This window comes from Streptomyces sp. WAC 04229 (assembly GCF_003947455.1).
GTDB lineage: Bacteria > Actinomycetota > Actinomycetes > Streptomycetales > Streptomycetaceae > Streptomyces.
Genome location: NZ_QHJH01000064.1, coordinates 1 through 17055, shown reverse-complemented (window position 1 = coordinate 17055; position 17055 = coordinate 1). Strand labels below are relative to the sequence as shown.

General features: G+C 71.6%; 18 protein-coding genes, 1 tRNA gene and 2 pseudogenes. 15 read left to right on the top strand and 6 right to left on the bottom strand.

All coding sequences use genetic code 11. The annotated features are described in order from the left end of the window. Nucleotides 1–47: 47 nt before the first annotated feature. On the top strand, nucleotides 48–1607 hold the full coding sequence (locus DMH12_RS18945; RefSeq protein ID WP_125492749.1) for an MFS transporter: 1560 nt from the start codon (nucleotides 48–50) through the stop codon (nucleotides 1605–1607). Here the strand turns inward: DMH12_RS18945 and DMH12_RS18940 are convergent. Together DMH12_RS18940 and DMH12_RS18935 are read right to left on the bottom strand one after the other, a co-directional pair. Continuing rightward, on the bottom strand, nucleotides 1543–2730 hold the full coding sequence (locus tag DMH12_RS18940) for an RNA polymerase sigma factor (protein WP_125492748.1): 1188 nt from the start codon (nucleotides 2728–2730) through the stop codon (nucleotides 1543–1545). The genes DMH12_RS18945 and DMH12_RS18940 overlap by 65 nt on opposite strands. A gap of 8 nt (nucleotides 2731–2738) precedes the next feature. Continuing rightward, nucleotides 2739–3146 carry a YciI family protein gene (locus tag DMH12_RS18935; protein ID WP_125492730.1) on the bottom strand — a complete coding sequence of 136 codons (408 nt, stop codon included), beginning with the start codon at nucleotides 3144–3146 and terminating at the stop codon, nucleotides 2739–2741. A 324-nt stretch (nucleotides 3147–3470) separates the two neighbouring features. Here DMH12_RS18935 and DMH12_RS18930 point away from each other — a divergent pair, with 324 nt between their 5' ends. The 9 genes and pseudogenes from DMH12_RS18930 (at nucleotide 3471) to DMH12_RS39120 (ending at nucleotide 11920) form a co-directional block, all read left to right on the top strand. Then, entirely contained in the window at nucleotides 3471–4463 is a 993-nt protein-coding gene (locus DMH12_RS18930) for an ATP-binding cassette domain-containing protein (protein WP_125492729.1), read from the top strand. Beyond that, on the top strand, nucleotides 4460–5245 hold the full coding sequence (locus DMH12_RS18925; protein ID WP_125492728.1) for an ABC transporter permease: 786 nt from the start codon (nucleotides 4460–4462) through the stop codon (nucleotides 5243–5245). Before DMH12_RS18930 ends, DMH12_RS18925 begins: the two co-directional genes overlap by 4 nt. Before the next feature lie 171 nt (nucleotides 5246–5416). Next, nucleotides 5417–5860: pseudogene (locus DMH12_RS18920) on the top strand (hypothetical protein); the annotation flags it as partial. A gap of 370 nt (nucleotides 5861–6230) precedes the next feature. After that, nucleotides 6231–6320: a K(+)-transporting ATPase subunit F gene (kdpF, locus tag DMH12_RS18915; RefSeq protein ID WP_018533641.1), complete on the top strand. Its 90-nt coding sequence runs from the start codon at nucleotides 6231–6233 to the stop codon at nucleotides 6318–6320. Nucleotides 6321–6327: 7 nt separating this feature from the next. Then, on the top strand, nucleotides 6328–7992 hold the full coding sequence (gene kdpA / locus DMH12_RS18910) for a potassium-transporting ATPase subunit KdpA (RefSeq protein ID WP_125492727.1): 1665 nt from the start codon (nucleotides 6328–6330) through the stop codon (nucleotides 7990–7992). 164 nt (nucleotides 7993–8156) lie between these two features. Next, on the top strand, nucleotides 8157–10256 hold the full coding sequence (gene kdpB / locus DMH12_RS18905; RefSeq protein WP_125492747.1) for a potassium-transporting ATPase subunit KdpB: 2100 nt from the start codon (nucleotides 8157–8159) through the stop codon (nucleotides 10254–10256). A 5-nt stretch (nucleotides 10257–10261) separates the two neighbouring features. Continuing rightward, on the top strand, nucleotides 10262–10933 hold the full coding sequence (locus DMH12_RS18900; protein WP_125492726.1) for a potassium-transporting ATPase subunit C: 672 nt from the start codon (nucleotides 10262–10264) through the stop codon (nucleotides 10931–10933). A gap of 106 nt (nucleotides 10934–11039) precedes the next feature. Next, a complete protein-coding gene (locus tag DMH12_RS18895) occupies nucleotides 11040–11720 on the top strand; it encodes a response regulator (protein ID WP_125492725.1) in 681 nt (226 codons plus the stop codon). Between the two features lie 23 nt (nucleotides 11721–11743). Further along, nucleotides 11744–11920 carry a hypothetical protein gene (locus DMH12_RS39120; RefSeq protein WP_185832403.1) on the top strand — a complete coding sequence of 59 codons (177 nt, stop codon included), beginning with the start codon at nucleotides 11744–11746 and terminating at the stop codon, nucleotides 11918–11920. 93 nt (nucleotides 11921–12013) lie between these two features. On the opposite strand, the gene DMH12_RS18890 is transcribed toward DMH12_RS39120, so the two are convergent. Next, on the bottom strand, nucleotides 12014–12169 hold the full coding sequence (locus DMH12_RS18890; protein WP_122619779.1) for a DUF6131 family protein: 156 nt from the start codon (nucleotides 12167–12169) through the stop codon (nucleotides 12014–12016). A gap of 178 nt (nucleotides 12170–12347) precedes the next feature. Here DMH12_RS18890 and DMH12_RS18885 point away from each other — a divergent pair, with 178 nt between their 5' ends. From DMH12_RS18885 to DMH12_RS18870, 4 genes are all read left to right on the top strand, one after another. Then, nucleotides 12348–12746, top strand: a complete 399-nt coding sequence (locus DMH12_RS18885) for a DUF3592 domain-containing protein (RefSeq protein ID WP_185832402.1) — start codon at nucleotides 12348–12350, stop codon at nucleotides 12744–12746. A gap of 140 nt (nucleotides 12747–12886) precedes the next feature. Continuing rightward, nucleotides 12887–13378, top strand: a complete 492-nt coding sequence (locus tag DMH12_RS18880; protein WP_125492723.1) for a DUF2975 domain-containing protein — start codon at nucleotides 12887–12889, stop codon at nucleotides 13376–13378. After that, on the top strand, nucleotides 13378–13620 hold the full coding sequence (locus tag DMH12_RS18875; protein WP_125492722.1) for a helix-turn-helix transcriptional regulator: 243 nt from the start codon (nucleotides 13378–13380) through the stop codon (nucleotides 13618–13620). The genes DMH12_RS18880 and DMH12_RS18875 overlap by 1 nt, the downstream gene beginning before the upstream one ends. Beyond that, the gene (locus DMH12_RS18870; RefSeq protein ID WP_125492721.1) at nucleotides 13617–14792 is read left to right on the top strand and encodes an NAD(P)/FAD-dependent oxidoreductase; all 1176 of its coding nucleotides are present in this window, start codon (nucleotides 13617–13619) and stop codon (nucleotides 14790–14792) included. Before DMH12_RS18875 ends, DMH12_RS18870 begins: the two co-directional genes overlap by 4 nt. Here DMH12_RS18870 and DMH12_RS18865 read toward each other — a convergent pair. Continuing rightward, nucleotides 14793–15071, bottom strand: a pseudogene (locus tag DMH12_RS18865) (Uma2 family endonuclease); the annotation flags it as partial. Between the two features lie 124 nt (nucleotides 15072–15195). On the opposite strand from DMH12_RS18865, the gene DMH12_RS18860 reads away from it, so the two are divergent. Continuing rightward, nucleotides 15196–15975 carry an alpha/beta fold hydrolase gene (locus DMH12_RS18860; protein ID WP_125492720.1) on the top strand — a complete coding sequence of 260 codons (780 nt, stop codon included), beginning with the start codon at nucleotides 15196–15198 and terminating at the stop codon, nucleotides 15973–15975. A 24-nt stretch (nucleotides 15976–15999) separates the two neighbouring features. On the opposite strand, the gene DMH12_RS18855 is transcribed toward DMH12_RS18860, so the two are convergent. Both DMH12_RS18855 and DMH12_RS18850 read right to left on the bottom strand, forming a co-directional pair. Beyond that, nucleotides 16000–16725, bottom strand: a complete 726-nt coding sequence (locus DMH12_RS18855) for a transporter substrate-binding domain-containing protein (RefSeq protein ID WP_221763133.1) — start codon at nucleotides 16723–16725, stop codon at nucleotides 16000–16002. A 197-nt stretch (nucleotides 16726–16922) separates the two neighbouring features. After that, nucleotides 16923–16998: transfer RNA gene (locus DMH12_RS18850), tRNA-Arg, on the bottom strand. Nucleotides 16999–17055 lie beyond the last annotated feature (57 nt).

The following is a 17055-nucleotide window of genomic DNA, read 5'->3' as shown; positions in this document are numbered from 1 at the left end:
CGCTCGGTGCCGGTCGCGCCGCCTCCCAGTCGCTGGCCCTGGCCGCGATGATGTTCGCGGTGGCGATGACCTTCATCGACCAGACCATCGTGTCGATCGCGGCCCCCGACATCGTCTCCGAACTCGGCCTCTCCTCCACCGGCATGCAGTGGGTGATCAACGCCTACCTGCTTTCGCTGGCCGCCTTCTTCGCCCTCGGCGGCCGGCTGGCCGACCTGTGGGGGCCGCGCCGCGTCGTCGTGGCGGGCACTCTGATCTTCGTGATCTCGTCGGTTCTGTGCGGCTGCGTGCCCACCGGGGACTACGCGCTGACCTGGCTGATCGTCTTCCGGGCCGTCCAGGGGCTGGGCGCCGCCCTGCTGTTCCCGGCCGCGCTCGCCGTGGTCGTCGCGGTGTTCCCGGTGCAGCGCCGGGGACGTGCGCTCGCCCTCTTCTTCGGCGTCACCGGCGCCCTCACCGCCATCGGGCCGCTGCTCGGCGGCTGGCTGACGGCCTGGACCTGGCGGGCGATCTTCTGGGTCAACGTCCCCGTCGCGATCATCGCGCTGATCCTGACGGCACTGGCCCACATCCCCGACCGCCGCCGCGCCGAGACCCTGGACGTGAAGGGTGCCCTGCTGATCGTCGCCGGCATGGGCCTGAGCGTGCTCGGCTTCCAGCAGGCGGCGGCGTGGGGCTGGGACTCCGCGGCGACCTGGGCCTGCATCGTGGGCGGCCTGGCGATCCTGTACGTCTTCTGCCGCTACGAACTCCGCGCCCCCGGCCGCCCCTTGGTCAACCTCGCCGTCTTCCGCGACCGCGCCTTCACCGTGGACGCGCTGGTGCTCTTCTTCGCGATGCTGGCGTTCGTCCCGGTGTTCTTCTTCGCCTCGGTCTACGCCCAGGTCTCGCTGAGCGCCTCGCCCAACCAGGCCGCGCTGTACCTGCTGTACTTCTTCGCCGGGTTCGCCATCGCCTCCCAGTGGGGCGGCCGCATCCTCGACAAGCGGGGGGCGCGTCCGGCGCTGCGGATCGGGTGCGCGCTCGGCGCCGTCGGCTTCGCGCTGTGGGCGGGGAAACTGACGGACCTGTCGATGCACGACCAGTGGCCCTACGTCGCCCTGGCCGGCGCGGGCATCGGCCTCATCCTGGCCCCCGCGTCGACGGACGCCGTCAACCGCGCGATCGACGCCTCGTACGGCGAGGTCACCGGCATCACCCAGACCGTCCGCAACTACGCGGCCAGCGTCGGCCTGGCCGTCTTCGGCACCATGCTGACGCACACCATGACCGACAACGTCGAGCAGACCCTGCGGGAGCGGGGCGTGGCGCCGGACACCGAGCGCTCCGTGGCCCGGCAGGTCACGGAGACGGTCACGGGCAACGCGGACGCCCGCGTGCCCACCGGCGACGGTCCGGCCGCCACGGCCATGCGGGACGCCATGTCCGCCGTACGCCTCGACTTCGCCGAGGCCAACCAGTGGGTCTTCTACGGCATGGCCGTCGTCCTCGCCGTCGGGTACTTCTGCGCCCTGCGGCATCCCGGCGGACGGGCGCCCGAGGTCAGTCCGGCCGAGGACGCGGGCCGTCCTTCCTGGGCCTCTCCCCGGGAGGGTGACGGGCGTTGAGGCGGGCCGCCTGCCGGGTGAGGTGGTCGCGTTCGGCGAGGTTGGACGCCTTGCGCGCCGCCTCGGCGTACAGCCGCGCCGCCTTCGCCGGGTCGCCGTCCCGCTCGTGCAGGTACGCCGCCGCCGCGGTGTACCGGGGCAGCGAGGAGTCCACCGTCGCGAGCGCCGCCAGACCCGCCCGCGCACCGTCGGCCTCACCGACGGCCACCGCGCGGTTGAGCCGGACCACGGGGCTGTCGGTGAGGCGGGCCAGCTCGTCGTACCACTCCACGATCTGCACCCAGTCCGTCTCCTCGGCGGTGGGCGCGTCGGCGTGCAGGGCGGCGACGGCCGCCTGGGCCTGGAACTCGCCCAGCCGGTCGCGGGCCAGCGCCCCCTGGAGGATCGCCACGCCCTCGGCGATCGACGCCGTGTCCCATCGGCCGCGGTCCTGCTCGGCGAGCGGCACCAGGCTGCCGTCGGGCGCGGTCCGCGCGGCGCGGCGCGCGTGGTGGAGCAGCATCAGCGCCAGCAGCCCCGCCACCTCGGGATGGTCGACGGCGGCCGCCAGCTGCCGGGTGAGCCGGATGGCCTCGGCGGCCAGGTCGACGTCGCCGGAGTAGCCCTCGTTGAACACCAGGTAGAGCACCCGCAGCACGGTGGCCACGTCGCCGGGCCGGTCGAACCGCACGCCGGAGACGGTGCGTTTGGCGCGGCTGATGCGCTGCGCCATGGTCGCCTCCGGCACCAGGTAGGCGCGGGCGATCTGGCGGGTGGTGAGCCCGCCGACGGCGCGCAGGGTGAGCGCGACCGCCGACGACGGCGTCAACGAGGGGTGGGCGCACAGGAAGTAGAGCTGGAGGGTGTCGTCCACCGAGGAGGCGGGGCCGGGCGCCGGCTCCTCTTCCACCCGGTCCTCGCGCCTGCGGCGGGCGGTGTCCGAGCGGGTCGCGTCGAGGAACCGCCGCCAGGCCACGGCGACCAGCCAGCCCTTCGGGTCCCGCGGCGGGTCCTCCGGCCAGACCCGGACCGCCTCCATCAGGGCTTCCTGGACCGCGTCCTCGGCCGCCGCGAAGTCCGCTCCGCGGCGGACGAGGACGCCGAGCACGCTCGGCGTGAGGCTCCTCAGCAGGACCTCGTCCATCTCCCGGGTCACTCCGTGACGGTGGGCGGCTCGACCAGGAACGGGCGCAGCTCCAGCCACTCGTGGATCGGCTTCCCTCCCGCGCCGGGGGCGGCCGACAGCTCACCGGCCAGCTCGACGGCGCGCTCGTAGGTGTCGACGTCGATGATCATCCAGCCGGCGATCAGGTCCTTGGTCTCGGCGAACGGGCCGTCCGTGACCGGAGGGCGCCCCTCACCGTCGTATCGGACGAAGGTGCCCTCGGGGGCGAGCGCCTGACCGTCGACGAACTCGCCGGTCTTCTCCAGACGGTCCGCGAAGTCCCGCATGTACTGCACGTGCGCCGAGATCTCCTCGGGCGTCCACTGGTCCATCGGCACGTCGTTCACGGCAGCCGGGGCGCCTCGGTAGTGCTTGAGCAGCAGGTACTTGGCCATGGTGCGTCTCCTCGGTGCTGGTGCGGTCCATTGTGGCCGCGCTCACCCCGGGGACGGAGCGGGACCCGTGTTCTCGACATCGCCGTACGGAATTCTTCGGAGAATTTTTCCCGGCTCCGGTCGGCGCTCCGACCTGCGAGTTCGCACCCGTGGCACTGCTTGGCGTCGCGTGGTGCCAACTGACGCCACAAACTCCCTTGCTTGTGGCGCCATAGTGGTGCCATGATGACGTCATCCGCTTCAGCGGTACGTCGGAACCCACCGCGCTTCTCGTCCCCAGCCACTCCAGCCTTCGAACGGGAGGGCCCCGTGCCTTCAACTGTCATGTCCGCATCCGACCAGGGTGCCGGCCCCGCGCCCGCCGCCATCTCCGCCGTCGGCCTGCGCAAGTCCTTCGGTGACAAGGTCGTCCTGGACGGCATCGACCTGCGCATCCCGGCCGGGTCGGTGTTCGCGCTGCTCGGGCCGAACGGGGCGGGCAAGACCACCGCCGTCAAGATCCTCTCCACCCTGATCACCGCCGACGGCGGCCGGGCCCAGGTCGGTGGCCACGACCTCGGCACCGACCCGCAGGCCGTGCGCGCCGCGATCGGCGTCACCGGCCAGTTCTCCGCCGTGGACGGCCTGATCACCGGCGAGGAGAACATGCTCCTGATGGCGGACCTGAACCACCTGTCCAAGGCGGAGGGGCGACGGGTCGCCGCCGAACTGCTGGAGCGCTTCGACCTCGTCGAGGCCGCGAAGAAGCCGGCCTCCACCTACTCCGGCGGCATGAAGCGCCGCCTGGACATCGCCATGACCCTGGTGGGCAACCCGCGGATCATCTTCCTCGACGAGCCCACCACCGGCCTCGACCCGCGCTCCCGGCACAACATGTGGAAGATCATCCGCGCACTCGTCAACGGCGGCACCACCGTCTTCCTCACCACGCAGTACCTGGAAGAGGCCGACGAACTCGCCGACCGCATCGCCGTCCTCAACGACGGCCGGATCGCCGCCGAGGGCAGCGCCGACGAACTCAAGCGCCTCATCCCGGGCGGCCACGTCCGCCTGCGCTTCACCGACCCCGCCGCCTACCGCGACGCCACCGGCGCCCTCGCCGACGCCGCCCGCGACGACGAGGCACTCACCCTCCAGATCCCCAACGACGGCAGCCAGCGCGAGCTGCGCTCCGTCCTGGACCGGCTCGACGCCGCCGGTATCGAGGCCGACGAACTGACCGTGCACACACCCGACCTCGACGACGTCTTCTTCGCCCTCACCGGCGCCACCACCGTCCCCGCCCAGGCCGACCAGTCCGAGGAGACCGTCCGATGAGCACCCTCGCCCTCACCCTGCGCGACTCGTCCACCATGCTCCGGCGGAACCTGCTGCACGCCCGCCGCTACCCGTCCCTCACCCTGAACCTGCTGCTCACCCCGGTCATGCTGCTCCTGCTCTTCGTCTACATCTTCGGCGACGTGATGAGCGCGGGCATGGGCGGCGGGGACCGCGACGCCTACGTCGCCTACCTCGTCCCCGGGCTGATCCTGATGACCATCGGCAGCACCACGGTCGGTACGGCCGTCTCCGTCTCCAACGACATGACCGAGGGCATCATCGCCCGCTTCCGCACCATGGCGATCCACCGCGGCTCGGTCCTCGTCGGGCACGTCGTCGGCAGCGTGCTCCAGTCCATCCTCAGCGTCGTCTTCGTCGGCCTCGTCGCCCTCGCGATCGGCTTCCGCTCCACCGACGCCACGGCCCTGGAGTGGCTCGCCGCGTTCGGACTGATCACGGCCTTCTCCGCCGCCCTCACCTGGATCGCCGTCGGCATGGGCCTGATCAGTCCCAACGCCGAGGCCGCCAGCAACAACGCGCTGCCGCTGATCTTCCTCCCGCTCATCTCCAGCACCTTCGTGCCGATCGACGCGATGCCGGGCTGGTTCCAGCCGATCGCCGAGTACCAGCCCTTCACCCCGGCCATCGAGACCCTGCGCGGCCTGCTGCTCGGCACCGAGATCGGCCACAACGGCTGGCTGGCCCTCGTCTGGTGCGTGGCCCTCACGGTGCTCGGCTACTTCTGGTCGAAGTCGGTCTTCGACCGCGACCCGAGGTAGTTCCGGAGCGGCTCCTCGCTCCACCGCCCCAGGGTGGCGCACCCCGACACCGTGTCGGGGTGCGCCGCCTTTCTGGTGGCACAGACGACGCCATAAAGGGCTCGTATTGGCACCACATGTGTGCCATAGTGATGCCAACAAGGTGCACGGAATCTACAGGGGGGTCGGATCATGGAAACGGTGGCGGTGACGGTGACCGCGGACAGAGCGCCCGGCCGGCCGCGGGAGGCGCCCGGGGCCCTCGCCGCCTTCGCCCGCTTCGTCCTGTGCGGCGGCGGGGTGGGACTGGCCTCCAGTGCCGCCGTGGCGGCCCTCGCCGCCTGGCTGCCCTGGGCCCTCGCCAACGCCGTGATCACCGTGGTCTCGACGCTCCTCGCCACCGAGCTGCACGCCCGCTTCACCTTCGGCGCCGGCGGGCGCGCGACCTGGCGCCAGCACACCCAGTCCGCCGGATCGGCGGCGGCCGCGTACGCGGCGACCTGCGCGGCGATGCTCGCCCTGCACCAGCTGGTGGCGGCGCCCGGCGCGGTCCTGGAGCAGATCGTCTACCTGTCCGCCTCGGCACTCGCCGGCGTCGCGCGCTTCGCCGTACTGCGCCTCGTGGTCTTCGCGCGTCGCGGTGCCGTCCCGCCGCTGGCGGGCGACCCCGAGGCCACGGAGCGCCGGGCGCCCTCGGCCGGCCGGTACCAGAGGTGCGGGCCGGCGACGAGCGGCGCGGTGCACGCCGCGACCCGGCACGGGCGCGTCGTCGCGGCGTCCCGTGCCGCCCGTGGCAGGCACGCCATCAGGGAAGCGTCAAAGCCGTTCCGGTCTACGTATGGAAGCCATCAACGGGGGCCGAATCGGGCCGGGAAGGAGCTTTCCTCGATGTGTCAGTTCCCTGCCCGAACCTCATAGGAGTTGCGATGGCCGACGTGGCCTTCGTCGTCACCACGATCGCGGTGTTCGCGCTCGTGGCTCTCGTCGCCAAGGGGGTGACGAAGCTGTGACCGCAGAGAACATCGTCGGCCTGGTCGTGGCCGTCGCCCTCCTGGGTTACCTCGTCCTCGCCCTGATCTACCCGGAGAGGTTCTGAGCACCACATGAGCCCCGTCCTCGCCGGCGTCCTCCAGCTGCTCGCGCTCGTCGCCGCCCTGGCGCTCGCCTACATACCCCTCGGCAACCACATGGCCCGGGTCTACTCCTCCGACAAGCACTGGCGCGTCGAGAAGTGGATCTACAAGGGCATCGGTGCCGACCCCGACCGGGAGATGCGCTGGCCCGCGTACCTGCGCGGCGTCCTCGCCTTCTCCCTCGCCGGCGTCCTCTTCCTCTACCTGCTCCAGCGGCTCCAGGGCGTCCTCCCCGGCTCCCTCGGCTTCGCCGCCATCGACCCGGACCAGGCGTTCAACACCGCCGTGTCCTTCGTGACCAACACCAACTGGCAGTCGTACTACGGCGAACAGGCCATGGGCCACGTCGTGCAGACCGCCGGCCTCGCCGTGCAGAACTTCGTCTCCGCCGCCGTGGGGATGGCCGTCGCCGTCGCCCTGGTGCGCGGCTTCGCCCGGTCCCGCACCGGTGAGCTGGGCAACTTCTGGGCGGACCTGGTGCGCGGTGTCGTCCGCGTCCTGGTGCCGGTCGCCGCGGTCGCCGCCGTCGTCCTGGTCGCCTGCGGTGCCATCCAGAACTTCTCCGGCATCCACGAGGTCGGCCAGTTCCTCGGCGACCCGCAGCAGTGGAACGGCGGCGCGGTCGCCTCCCAGGAGGCCATCAAGGAGCTGGGCACCAACGGCGGCGGCTACTTCAACGCCAACTCCGCCCACCCCTTCGAGAACCCGACGCCCTTCTCGAACCTCTTCGAGATCTTCCTGATCCTGCTCATCCCGTTCTCCCTGACCCGGACGTTCGGTCTGATGGTCGGCTCGGTCCGCCAGGGCTACGCCATCCTCGGCACGATGGCCGCCATCTGGGTCGGCTTCACCGCCCTGATGATGTGGACCGAGTTCGCCCACCACGGCCCCGCCCCGGAACTCGCGGGCGCGTCGATGGAGGGCAAGGAGCTGCGCTTCGGCGTGGGCGCCTCGTCGATCTTCGCGGTGTCGACCACGCTGACCTCCACGGGCGCGGTGGACTCCTTCCACTCCTCGTTCACCGGACTCGGCGGCGGCATCACCATGCTCGGCATGATGCTGGGCGAGATCGCGCCCGGCGGCACCGGCTCCGGCCTCTACGGGATGCTGATCATGGCGGTCATCGCGGTGTTCATCGCCGGTCTGATGGTCGGCCGCACCCCCGAGTACCTGGGCAAGAAGATCGGCACCCGCGAGATCAAGTTCGCGGCCTGCTACATCCTCGTCACGCCCGCCCTGGTGCTGGTCTTCACCGCCGCCGCCATGGCCCTGCCGACCCCGGGCAACTCGATGACCAACAGCGGGGCGCACGGATTCTCCGAGATCCTCTACGCCTACACGTCGGCCTCGAACAACAACGGCTCCGCCTTCGCCGGCCTGAACGCCGACACCCAGTGGTTCAACAGCACCCTCGGGCTGGCGATGCTGCTCGGCCGCTTCCTGCCGATGGTGTTCGTCCTGGCGCTCGCGGGCTCCCTCGCCCAGCAGAACCCCGTACCCGCCTCCGCGGGCACCCTGCGCACCGAGAAGCCGCTGTTCACCGGCCTGCTCGTCGGCGCCATCCTGATCATCACCGGTCTGACCTACTTCCCGGCGCTCGCTCTGGGCCCGCTCGCCGAAGGGCTGGCGGCATGAACACCGACGCGCGGACGACCGGCATCCAGCCCTCCGGCATCCAGCCCTCCGGCATCCAGCCCCCCGGCATCCAGCCCTCCGGCATCCAGACCCCCGGCATCCAGACCCCCGGCATCCAGACCCCCGACACCCAGACCTCCGACACCCGGAAGCACGAGGACGCCATGTCCACAGCCACCCCGACCAGGGTGCCGCACAGCGACGCGCCCACCGGGCACAAACCGGAGGAAGGCCGCGTCGGCGCGGGCCTGTTCGACCCCGGGCAGCTCGTCAGGTCGCTGCCCGACGCCTTCCGCAAGCTGGACCCGCGCGTGATGGTGAAGTCGCCCGTCATGTTCGTCGTCCTCGTCGGTTCCGTCCTGACGACGGCGTTCTCCTTCGCCGACCCCGGCGACTGGTTCGGCTGGACCATCAGCGCCTGGCTCTGGCTGACCGTGATCTTCGCCAACCTCGCGGAGGCCGTCGCCGAGGGCCGCGGCAAGGCGCAGGCCGACACCCTGCGCAGGGCCAAGACCGACACCGTCGCCCGCCGCCTGACGGACGGGCGCGAGGAGCGGGTGCCCGGCACCGAGCTGCGCGTCGGCGACCTCGTGGTCTGCGAGGCCGGCGACGTCATCCCGGGCGACGGCGACGTCGCCGAGGGCGTCGCCTCCGTGGACGAGTCGGCGATCACCGGCGAGTCCGCGCCCGTCATCCGCGAGTCCGGCGGCGACCGGTCCGCCGTCACCGGCGGCACCAAGGTGCTCTCCGACCGGATCGTCGTCCGGATCACGACGAAGCCGGGGGAGACCTTCATCGACCGGATGATCAACCTGGTGGAGGGCGCGGCCCGGCAGAAGACGCCGAACGAGATCGCGCTGAACATCCTGCTGGCCTCGCTGACCGTCGTCTTCCTGCTGGCCTGCGCCACCCTGCCGCCCCTCGCCGGCTACGCGGGCACCGACCTGACGATGGTCGTGCTGGTGGCGCTGCTGGTCTGCCTCATCCCGACCACCATCGGCGCCCTGCTCTCCGCGATCGGCATCGCGGGCATGGACCGCCTCGTGCAGCGCAACGTCCTGGCCATGTCGGGCCGCGCCGTCGAGGCCGCCGGCGACGTCTCCACCCTGCTGCTGGACAAGACCGGCACCATCACGCTCGGCAACCGGCAGGCCGCCGGGTTCGTGCCGGTCGGCGGCGCCACCGAGGCCCGGCTGGCGGACGCCGCCCAGCTCTCCTCGCTGGCCGACGAGACGCCCGAGGGCCGCTCCGTCGTCGTCCTGGCCAAGGAGCGGTACGGGCTGCGCGAGCGCGACCGGGGCGAGCTGGTGGGCGCCGAGTGGATCGAGTTCACCGCCCAGACCCGGATGTCCGGCGTGGACGTCGACGGCCGCAAGGTCCGCAAGGGCGCGGCAGGTTCGGTCACCGCCTGGGTCCGCGAACGCGGCGGCACGGTCGCCGAGGGCGCCGGCGAGGCCGCCGACCGCATCTCCGCGGCGGGCGGCACCCCGCTGCTGGTCGCCGTGGAGGACGGCGACGGTGCCCGCGTCCTCGGGGTGATCCACCTCAAGGACGTGGTCAAGCAGGGCATGCGGGAGCGGTTCGAGGAACTGCGGCGCATGGGCATCAAGACCGTCATGATCACCGGGGACAACCCGCTGACGGCCAAGGCGATCGCCGAGGAGGCGGGCGTCGACGACTTCCTCGCGGAGGCCACGCCCGAGGACAAGATGGCCCTGATCAAGCGGGAGCAGGCCGGCGGAAAGCTGGTCGCGATGACCGGCGACGGCACCAACGACGCGCCCGCCCTCGCGCAGGCCGACGTCGGCGTCGCGATGAACACCGGTACGTCGGCCGCCAAGGAGGCCGGCAACATGGTCGACCTCGACTCCAACCCGACCAAGCTCATCGAGATCGTCGAGATCGGCAAGCAACTCCTCATCACCCGCGGCGCCCTGACGACGTTCTCCATCGCCAACGACGTCGCCAAGTACTTCGCGATCATCCCGGCGCTCTTCGCGGCCGTCTATCCGGGCCTCGACAAGCTCAACATCATGCAGCTGTCCTCCCCGGACTCCGCGATCCTGTCCGCGGTGATCTTCAACGCGCTGGTCATCGTGGCCCTGGTACCGCTCGCCCTCAAGGGCGTGCGCTACCGGCCGGTCAGCGCCGACCGGCTACTCCGCCGCAACCTCGCCGTCTACGGCCTCGGCGGGCTGATCGCCCCCTTCCTCGGCATCAAGGCCATCGACCTGCTCATCTCCCTCATCCCCGGGATCGGCTGACCGCCATGAACACCTCCGTCACCAACACCGCCCGGCTGCTCGGCGCGGGCCTGCGCGCCCTGCTCGTGCTGACCCTCGTCACCGGCGTCATCTACCCGCTGGCCGTCACCGGCATCGCCCAGGGGCTCTTCGCCGGAAAGGCGAACGGCTCCGAGATCGAGTCGCACGGCGAGGTCGTCGGCTCGTCCCTGATCGGCCAGGCGTACAACCTGCCGCTGAAGAAGGGCCAGGAGACCCCGGCGCCCGACCTCAAGTGGTTCCAGGGACGCCCGCAGAACGGCCTCGGCAGCAACAGCGTCAACACCCAGTACAAGCTCATCCTGTCCGGCGCCACCAACCGCGCCGCCGACAACGCCGAGCTGGTCCAGTGGGTCGAGGACGCCAAGGCCGCCGTCGTCAAGGACAACTCCGTGCCCGGCCACCCGGTCCGTCCCTCGGACGTGCCCGCGGACGCCGTCACCTCCTCCGGCTCCGGCCTGGACCCGGTCATCTCCCCGCAGTACGCCGACCTCCAGGTCCACCGCGTCGCCGAGAGGAACGGTTTGCCCGCCGACCGGGTCCAGAAGCTGGTCGACGAGCACACCGAGGGCCGCACCCTCGGCTTCATGGGGGAGCCCCGCGTGAACGTGCTCGAACTCAACATCGCCCTCAAGGACCTCTCGGCGGCCGGCCGCTGATGGCCTTACGCGCACGCCGTCGGAGCCGGCCGCCCGGAGCCCGTCCCCGGCCGCCGGCTCCGACCGGACCCAGGGCGTGTCGTTTCGACAGGAAAGGCGCACGCCGATGACCCGGGTGCTGGTCGTGGAGGACGACCCCCAGCTCGTCCGCGCACTCGTCCTCAACCTGCGGGCCCGCCGCTACGGCGTCGACGCGGCGCACGACGGCACCACGGCCCTGCGCCTGGCCCAGGCGCGCCGGCCCGACGTCGTCGTCCTCGACCTCGGCCTGCCGGACATGGACGGCGTCCACGTCATCAGGACGCTGCGCGGCTGGACCCGCGTGCCGATCCTGGTGCTCTCGGCCCGCAGGGCCGCCGGCGAGAAGGTCGCCGCGCTCGACGCGGGCGCCGACGACTACATCACCAAGCCGTTCAGCATGGACGAGCTCCTGGCCCGCCTGCGCGCCGCCGTCCGCCGCACCGAGACGGACCCCGTCGCCGAGACGACGCTGGTCACCACGGACGACTTCACCGTCGACCTGACCGCGAAAAGGGTCCGCAGGTCCGGCCGCGACATCCGTCTCACCCCGACGGAATGGCACCTGCTGGAGATCCTGGTCACCCACCCCGGCCGCCTCATCAGCCAGAAGCACCTGCTGCGCGAGGTCTGGGGCGAGGCCCACGGCAACAAGACCAACTACCTGCGGGTCTACATGGCCCAGCTGCGCCGCAAACTCGAGACCGATCCCTCCCGCCCCCGCTACCTCGTCACCGAGGCCGGGATGGGCTACCGCTTCGAGGGGTGAGCGGTTCCATGAGGTTCCCGCCCGTGAGGTTCCCGTCCCCCGGCAGCGACCGCGGCATGAAGCACCTCTTCCACGCCCTCCTGGTCGCCGCGGCGGCCCTGTTCGCCGTCGGCCTGCTCGCCGACGCGTTGTGGCTGCTCGGGATCGGCGCGTGGACGCTGATCGCGGCACTGCTGGTCGAGCTGGTCTACCGGCCCTGAGACGGATCCCGCCGGGGCGCACCCCCCCCATCTCGCGGTACGCCGATGGGGGCCGGGGCCACCACCCCGGCCCCCTCGGGGCGTGTGCCAAGCCTAGAAATAATGCTTTCGGCCGCCCACGGCCCGCCCGGTCGCCCCGAGAATCCACAGGACCGCACCGACCACGATGAGGATTCCGCCGACCGTGGTCAGCAGCCCGACGCCGACGAGCAGGCCGATGATGAGCAGAATGAGCCCAATGAGAATCATTGCGAATCCGATCTGTCGAGTCTCCACGAGGCCCCGGGCCTCCTGACGGAAGGTCCGTGGAGCCGCTTGTTCGTCCATCTCGGTACGGTGGAGGTTGTGTAGCGTTGCTCCCTCCGTGTGCCCGGCCATGACGGGCACATGCCCGGAGAACGCGGCCGGGCCGGGAGAGGAGGCGAATGTGTGGCCGACGCTCCTGCTGCTCGCGGGTCTCGCCGTCGTCGGTGCCGGAACGTACGAGGCCGTGCTCCAGCGCCGCCTCGGCCGCGCGGGGACGCGCGCCGACGGCCTGGTGGTCCGCCACCACCGGAGCAGCGGCACGAGGGGGGAGGGCGTCACCTTCACCGCGGTGGTCGAGTTCACCGACGCGCAGGGCCGTTCGCACCAGTTCCGGGCCAGGACCTCCGGCGTCAAACGCCTCCCCGTGGGCGGCCGGGCACCGGTGCGCTACCTCCCCGGCGCCCCCGGCACGGCACGTGTGGACCTGACCGGGAAACGGGTCGAGAGCGTCGTACTTCCGCTGGGGGCGGGCGGGTTGTTCATCGTGGTGGCGATCTGGATGCTGCTCGCGGGTCGTTGAGGCGTCCCCTGTGACCGCGGCCCCTGTCAGTGGGGGGCAACTAGCGTCCTGAGCAGTTAGGCGGCGCCGACAGGCCACCTGTTGCCGTCATCTATCGAAACGCGATAGATTCACATCGCGTTTCGATTGAAGGAGTGGTGATGGGAAAGCTGACCGTGCTCGCGCTGCGCGCCGTACTGGCGGCGCTGCTCGCCGGGTCGGTGTTCGTCCAGACGGTGATGGCGGCCCTGCTGGCGTCCGACCTGGACGGCGGTGACCTGGCGGACCGGCGGGTGCCGATCGTCGTGATCGTGGTCCTGGGCGTCCTGACGGTGGAGGCCGTGCTGCTGAGCACATGGCGGCTGGTGACCATGGTGCGCAGGGGCACGGTGTTCTCCCCCGCCGCCTTCCGGTACGTGCACGTCGTGATGGGCGCGTTCGCCGCCGCCGGGGTGCTCGTCTGCGCGCTCGGCGTCGTACTCGCGCCGGGCGAGGCGGTGGCGCCGGGCGTCGTCCTCCTTCTCTGCGGCGTCGCCCTCGCGGCCTTCGGGGTCGCGCTCGTCGTCCTGGTGATGCGGGTGCTGCTCGCCCAGGCGGTCGCGCGCGACGCCGAGGCGTCGCAGATGCAGGCCGAGCTCAGCGGGGTGATCTGATGGCCATCGTCGTCGACATCGACGTGATGCTGGCCCGCCGCAAGATGGCCGTGGGCGAGCTGGCCGAACGCGTGGGCATCACCCCCGCCAACCTGGCGGTCCTCAAGAACGGCCGCGCCAAGGCGGTGCGCCTGTCCACACTCGACGCGCTCTGCGCGGCGCTCGACTGCCAGCCGGGGGACCTGCTCCGCTGGGAGGCCGACGACCGGGTGGACGCGACCGTCCCGGACCAGCCCCGATGAACGGCCTCGGAGCCACGGCCGAGGCTGACGTCCTGGTGGTCGGCGCGGGCCTGGCCGGCCTGCACACGGCCACCCTCCTCGCCCAGCGGGGCCACGACGTGGTCCTGGCCGAACGCCGCGCCAGTCCGGCCTCCGCGATCCGCACCACCGGCATCTTCGTCCGCAAGACACTCGACGACTTCCCGCTCCCGCCCGACTGTCTCGGCCCACCGATCCGGCGCGTCCTGCTCTACCCACCGAACCTGCGCCGCCCGGTCGGCCTGGTCAGCGGACGGGACGAGTACCGCGTGGGAGACATGGGCCCGCTCTACACGCGGGCGGCCGAGGACGCGTCGGCGTCCGGCGTACGCATGGCGCTGGGCACCCGCTACGTCGGCCGCACCGGCACCACCTTCCACCTCGCCGGACGCGAGGGCCCCACGACGCTCCGGGCCCGCTTCGTCGTGGGAGCCGACGGCGCCCGCTCACGCGTCGCCCACGACCTGGGCCTCGACCGCAACCACCACCTGCTGGTCGGCGCGGAGGAAGTCTTCGCCCTGTCCGAAACCGGCGACGAGCCACCGACGTTCCACTGCGTACTGGACCCGTCCTACGCCCCCGGCTACCTCGCCTGGGTGGTCAACGACGGTCGGCACGCCCACGTCGGCGTCGCGGGCTACGCCGACCGCTTCCCCCACGGCCTCCGCCGCACCATGGAACGCTTCAGCGCCGCTGCCCCCGGCCTGAAAGGCGTAACCCGCCCCGACGCGGTGGAACGACGCGGCGGCCCGATCCCCGTCGGCGGCGTCCTCCGCCGGATCAGCTGCCCGGACGGCCTCCTCGTGGGCGACGCGGCCGGCGCGGTCTCCCCGCTCACGGCGGGCGGCCTGGACCCGTGCCTGCGCCTGTCGGAGCACGCGGCAACAGTCCTGGACACGGCACTGCGCACGGGCGACCGGGGCGCGCTGCGCACCTACGACGGAGCAGCCCTGCGCACCGACTTCCGCGGCCGCCTGATGCTCCGCGGGGCACTGTCCCGACTCCGCACCCCGGCGGCCGCGGCGGCGGCGTTCCCTCTCCTCCGCAGCCGCTTCGGCAGGGCGGTGGCCGGCAGGGTCCTCTTCGGCGACAGGTCGTTTCCGACGCCGGCGGGCGCCGAGGTCAGCACCAACGGAGGTCGATCTTCACGGTGATGGGAGCCGCGACACCAGCGGCACGCCCGTCGCGGGAGGCTTCCCCGGCCAAGGCTGTGACCAGTCGGTGTCGGCGTTCCAGTCCGCGCCTGCGGCGGCATCCAGGGCGTTGGCCAGGATTCGGGCCAGCCGCCCGTGCCGCTTGGACGCGCTCGGACTCCCGACGACCATCCCGTCCACGATCTCGATGCCGTCGCACTGCTCCTCGGACCAGGAGTCGTACTCCTCCGCCGTGATCTGCTCATGCATCCACGCCGGGGCCGCCATCTCGGCCGTCATGAAGCACCACTTGGATCGAGGCCCGAGGTTGCTGGTGCGTGCGGTGCTTGGGGCGGTGGTGGTGTACCGAGGCCCGGCGGCTACTGTCGTCTCTCCGTCGATCCGGAACCGAGGGGAGCAAGCTGTGCGCAACGCCGCCGTGACGCCCGAGGGCGGCCAGATCCGCTGGGCCGAGCTGCCGGGACAGGAGCCGTCCCGTGTCTACGTCCATGGTCTGGGCGCCACGTCGCCGGCCTACTTCGCAGAGGTCGCGGTTCACCCCCTGCTCGCCGGACATCGATCGCTGCTGATCGACCTGCTCGGGCACGGCATCAGCGACCGGCCGACGGACTTCGACTACACCCTGGAATCCCACGCCGATGCCCTTGCCGTGGCCCTCACCGGCGCGGGTGTCACCGGTGCCGAGCTGATCGCGCACAGCATGGGGGGCTCGGTGGCGATCGTCCTGGCCGCCCGCCACCCCCAACTGGTCTCCCGCCTGGTCCTGGTCGACGCCAACCTCGACCCGATCCCGCCCGCACGGGGCGTCGCGGGCAGCAGCGGCATCGCCGCGTACTCCGAGGAGGAGTTCCTGGCGAGCGGCTGGGAAGAGGTCCGCGACCGGGCCGGCTCCCACTGGTGGTCCACGATGCGCCTGGCAGGCCGGGAGGCCCTGCATCGCAGCGCGGTTCACCTCACCCGCGGCACCGTACCCACCATGCGTGAGCTTCTGCTGGACCTGAAAGTCCCCCGCACCTACCTGCTGCCCCAGGCCGACGGCCCGCTCCCGGGCACCGCGGCGCTCACCGAATCCGGGGTGGCCGTGGTCTCCATCCCGGACTGCGGGCACAACATCATGCTGGACAACCCGGAAGGCTTCGCCCGCGCCACCGCGGCGGCGCTCTCGGACCACGGCCGACGCTAGCGCCCAAGTGGCCGGTATGCGGAGTCAGACCGCGGTGGGGGCAGTCAGCGTCGGGTCCTGGCCGGAGTGGCGCAGCGCCTCGGCGACGAATCCGGACGCCACCAGCTCGGTCACGACTTCACTGAGGAACTGTGTGGTCTTCGGACGCCGCGCCTTCGTGGTGCCCACGGCCTGCCGGATCGTCATGAACGCGGGCTCCAGCAGGCGCAGTTCGGCCCGCTGGGCAACGTGCGCGGTCAACGGCTGGCGGATGCCGGCCGCCACGTCCAGGCCCTCGGCGTGGAAGACGTCGACCCCCTCACCGCCGCGCACCACGGTGGCGTGACGCAGGGTGCGGCTCAGGTAGAGGTCGTACGCGGACCCCTCCTTGACGCCAATGCGCACCCCGTCTCGGTCCACGTCGTCGGCAGAGACGAACGCCGAGTTCACCGGTGCCGCGTACACCCCCTCGATGTGCACGTACGGCGTGCTGAACGCGACTTCCTTCTCGCGGTCCGGATCCACGGCCAGGAAACACAGGTCGGCACGGCCCTCGGCCATCGCGGCGTACGACTTGCGGGCCGCATCGAAGCACATGAACTGCACCGGCAGAGCCAGACGTGCGGCGACCTCGCGGGCAAGCTCGACGGTGACCCCGGACGGCTCGTCGAGGGTGCCCTGAGCAAGGACCGGGTTGCCGAGGTTGATGGAGGCGCGCAGCACTCCGGTGGGGGCCAGGTCGTGCGCAACCTCTGCGTCAATTGGCATCATGGCCCGAGCCTAGGCGGCTGTTACTCAATCCTTCGTGGCCGAAGGTTCAAGGGCAGGTAGGGAAGATGGCGTCCGCTCGGCTCTGCCTGGGGCGGCGACGGACGGGATGGGAGCTCCCCGCGCACGCCCCCATGGTCCCCCAGGGTGGATGTCAGAAGGGTCCACCCCCGAAATTTCGGGGGTGGACCCTTCTGAACTGGTGCCCCCGGCAGGATTCGAACCTGCGACACCCGCTTTAGGAGAGCGGTGCTCTATCCCCTGAGCTACGAAGGCGGGCGGCCCGGCAGGGCTGGGCCGTCGCGGACAGTGTAGCGGGTGGGGTGGGGGAGG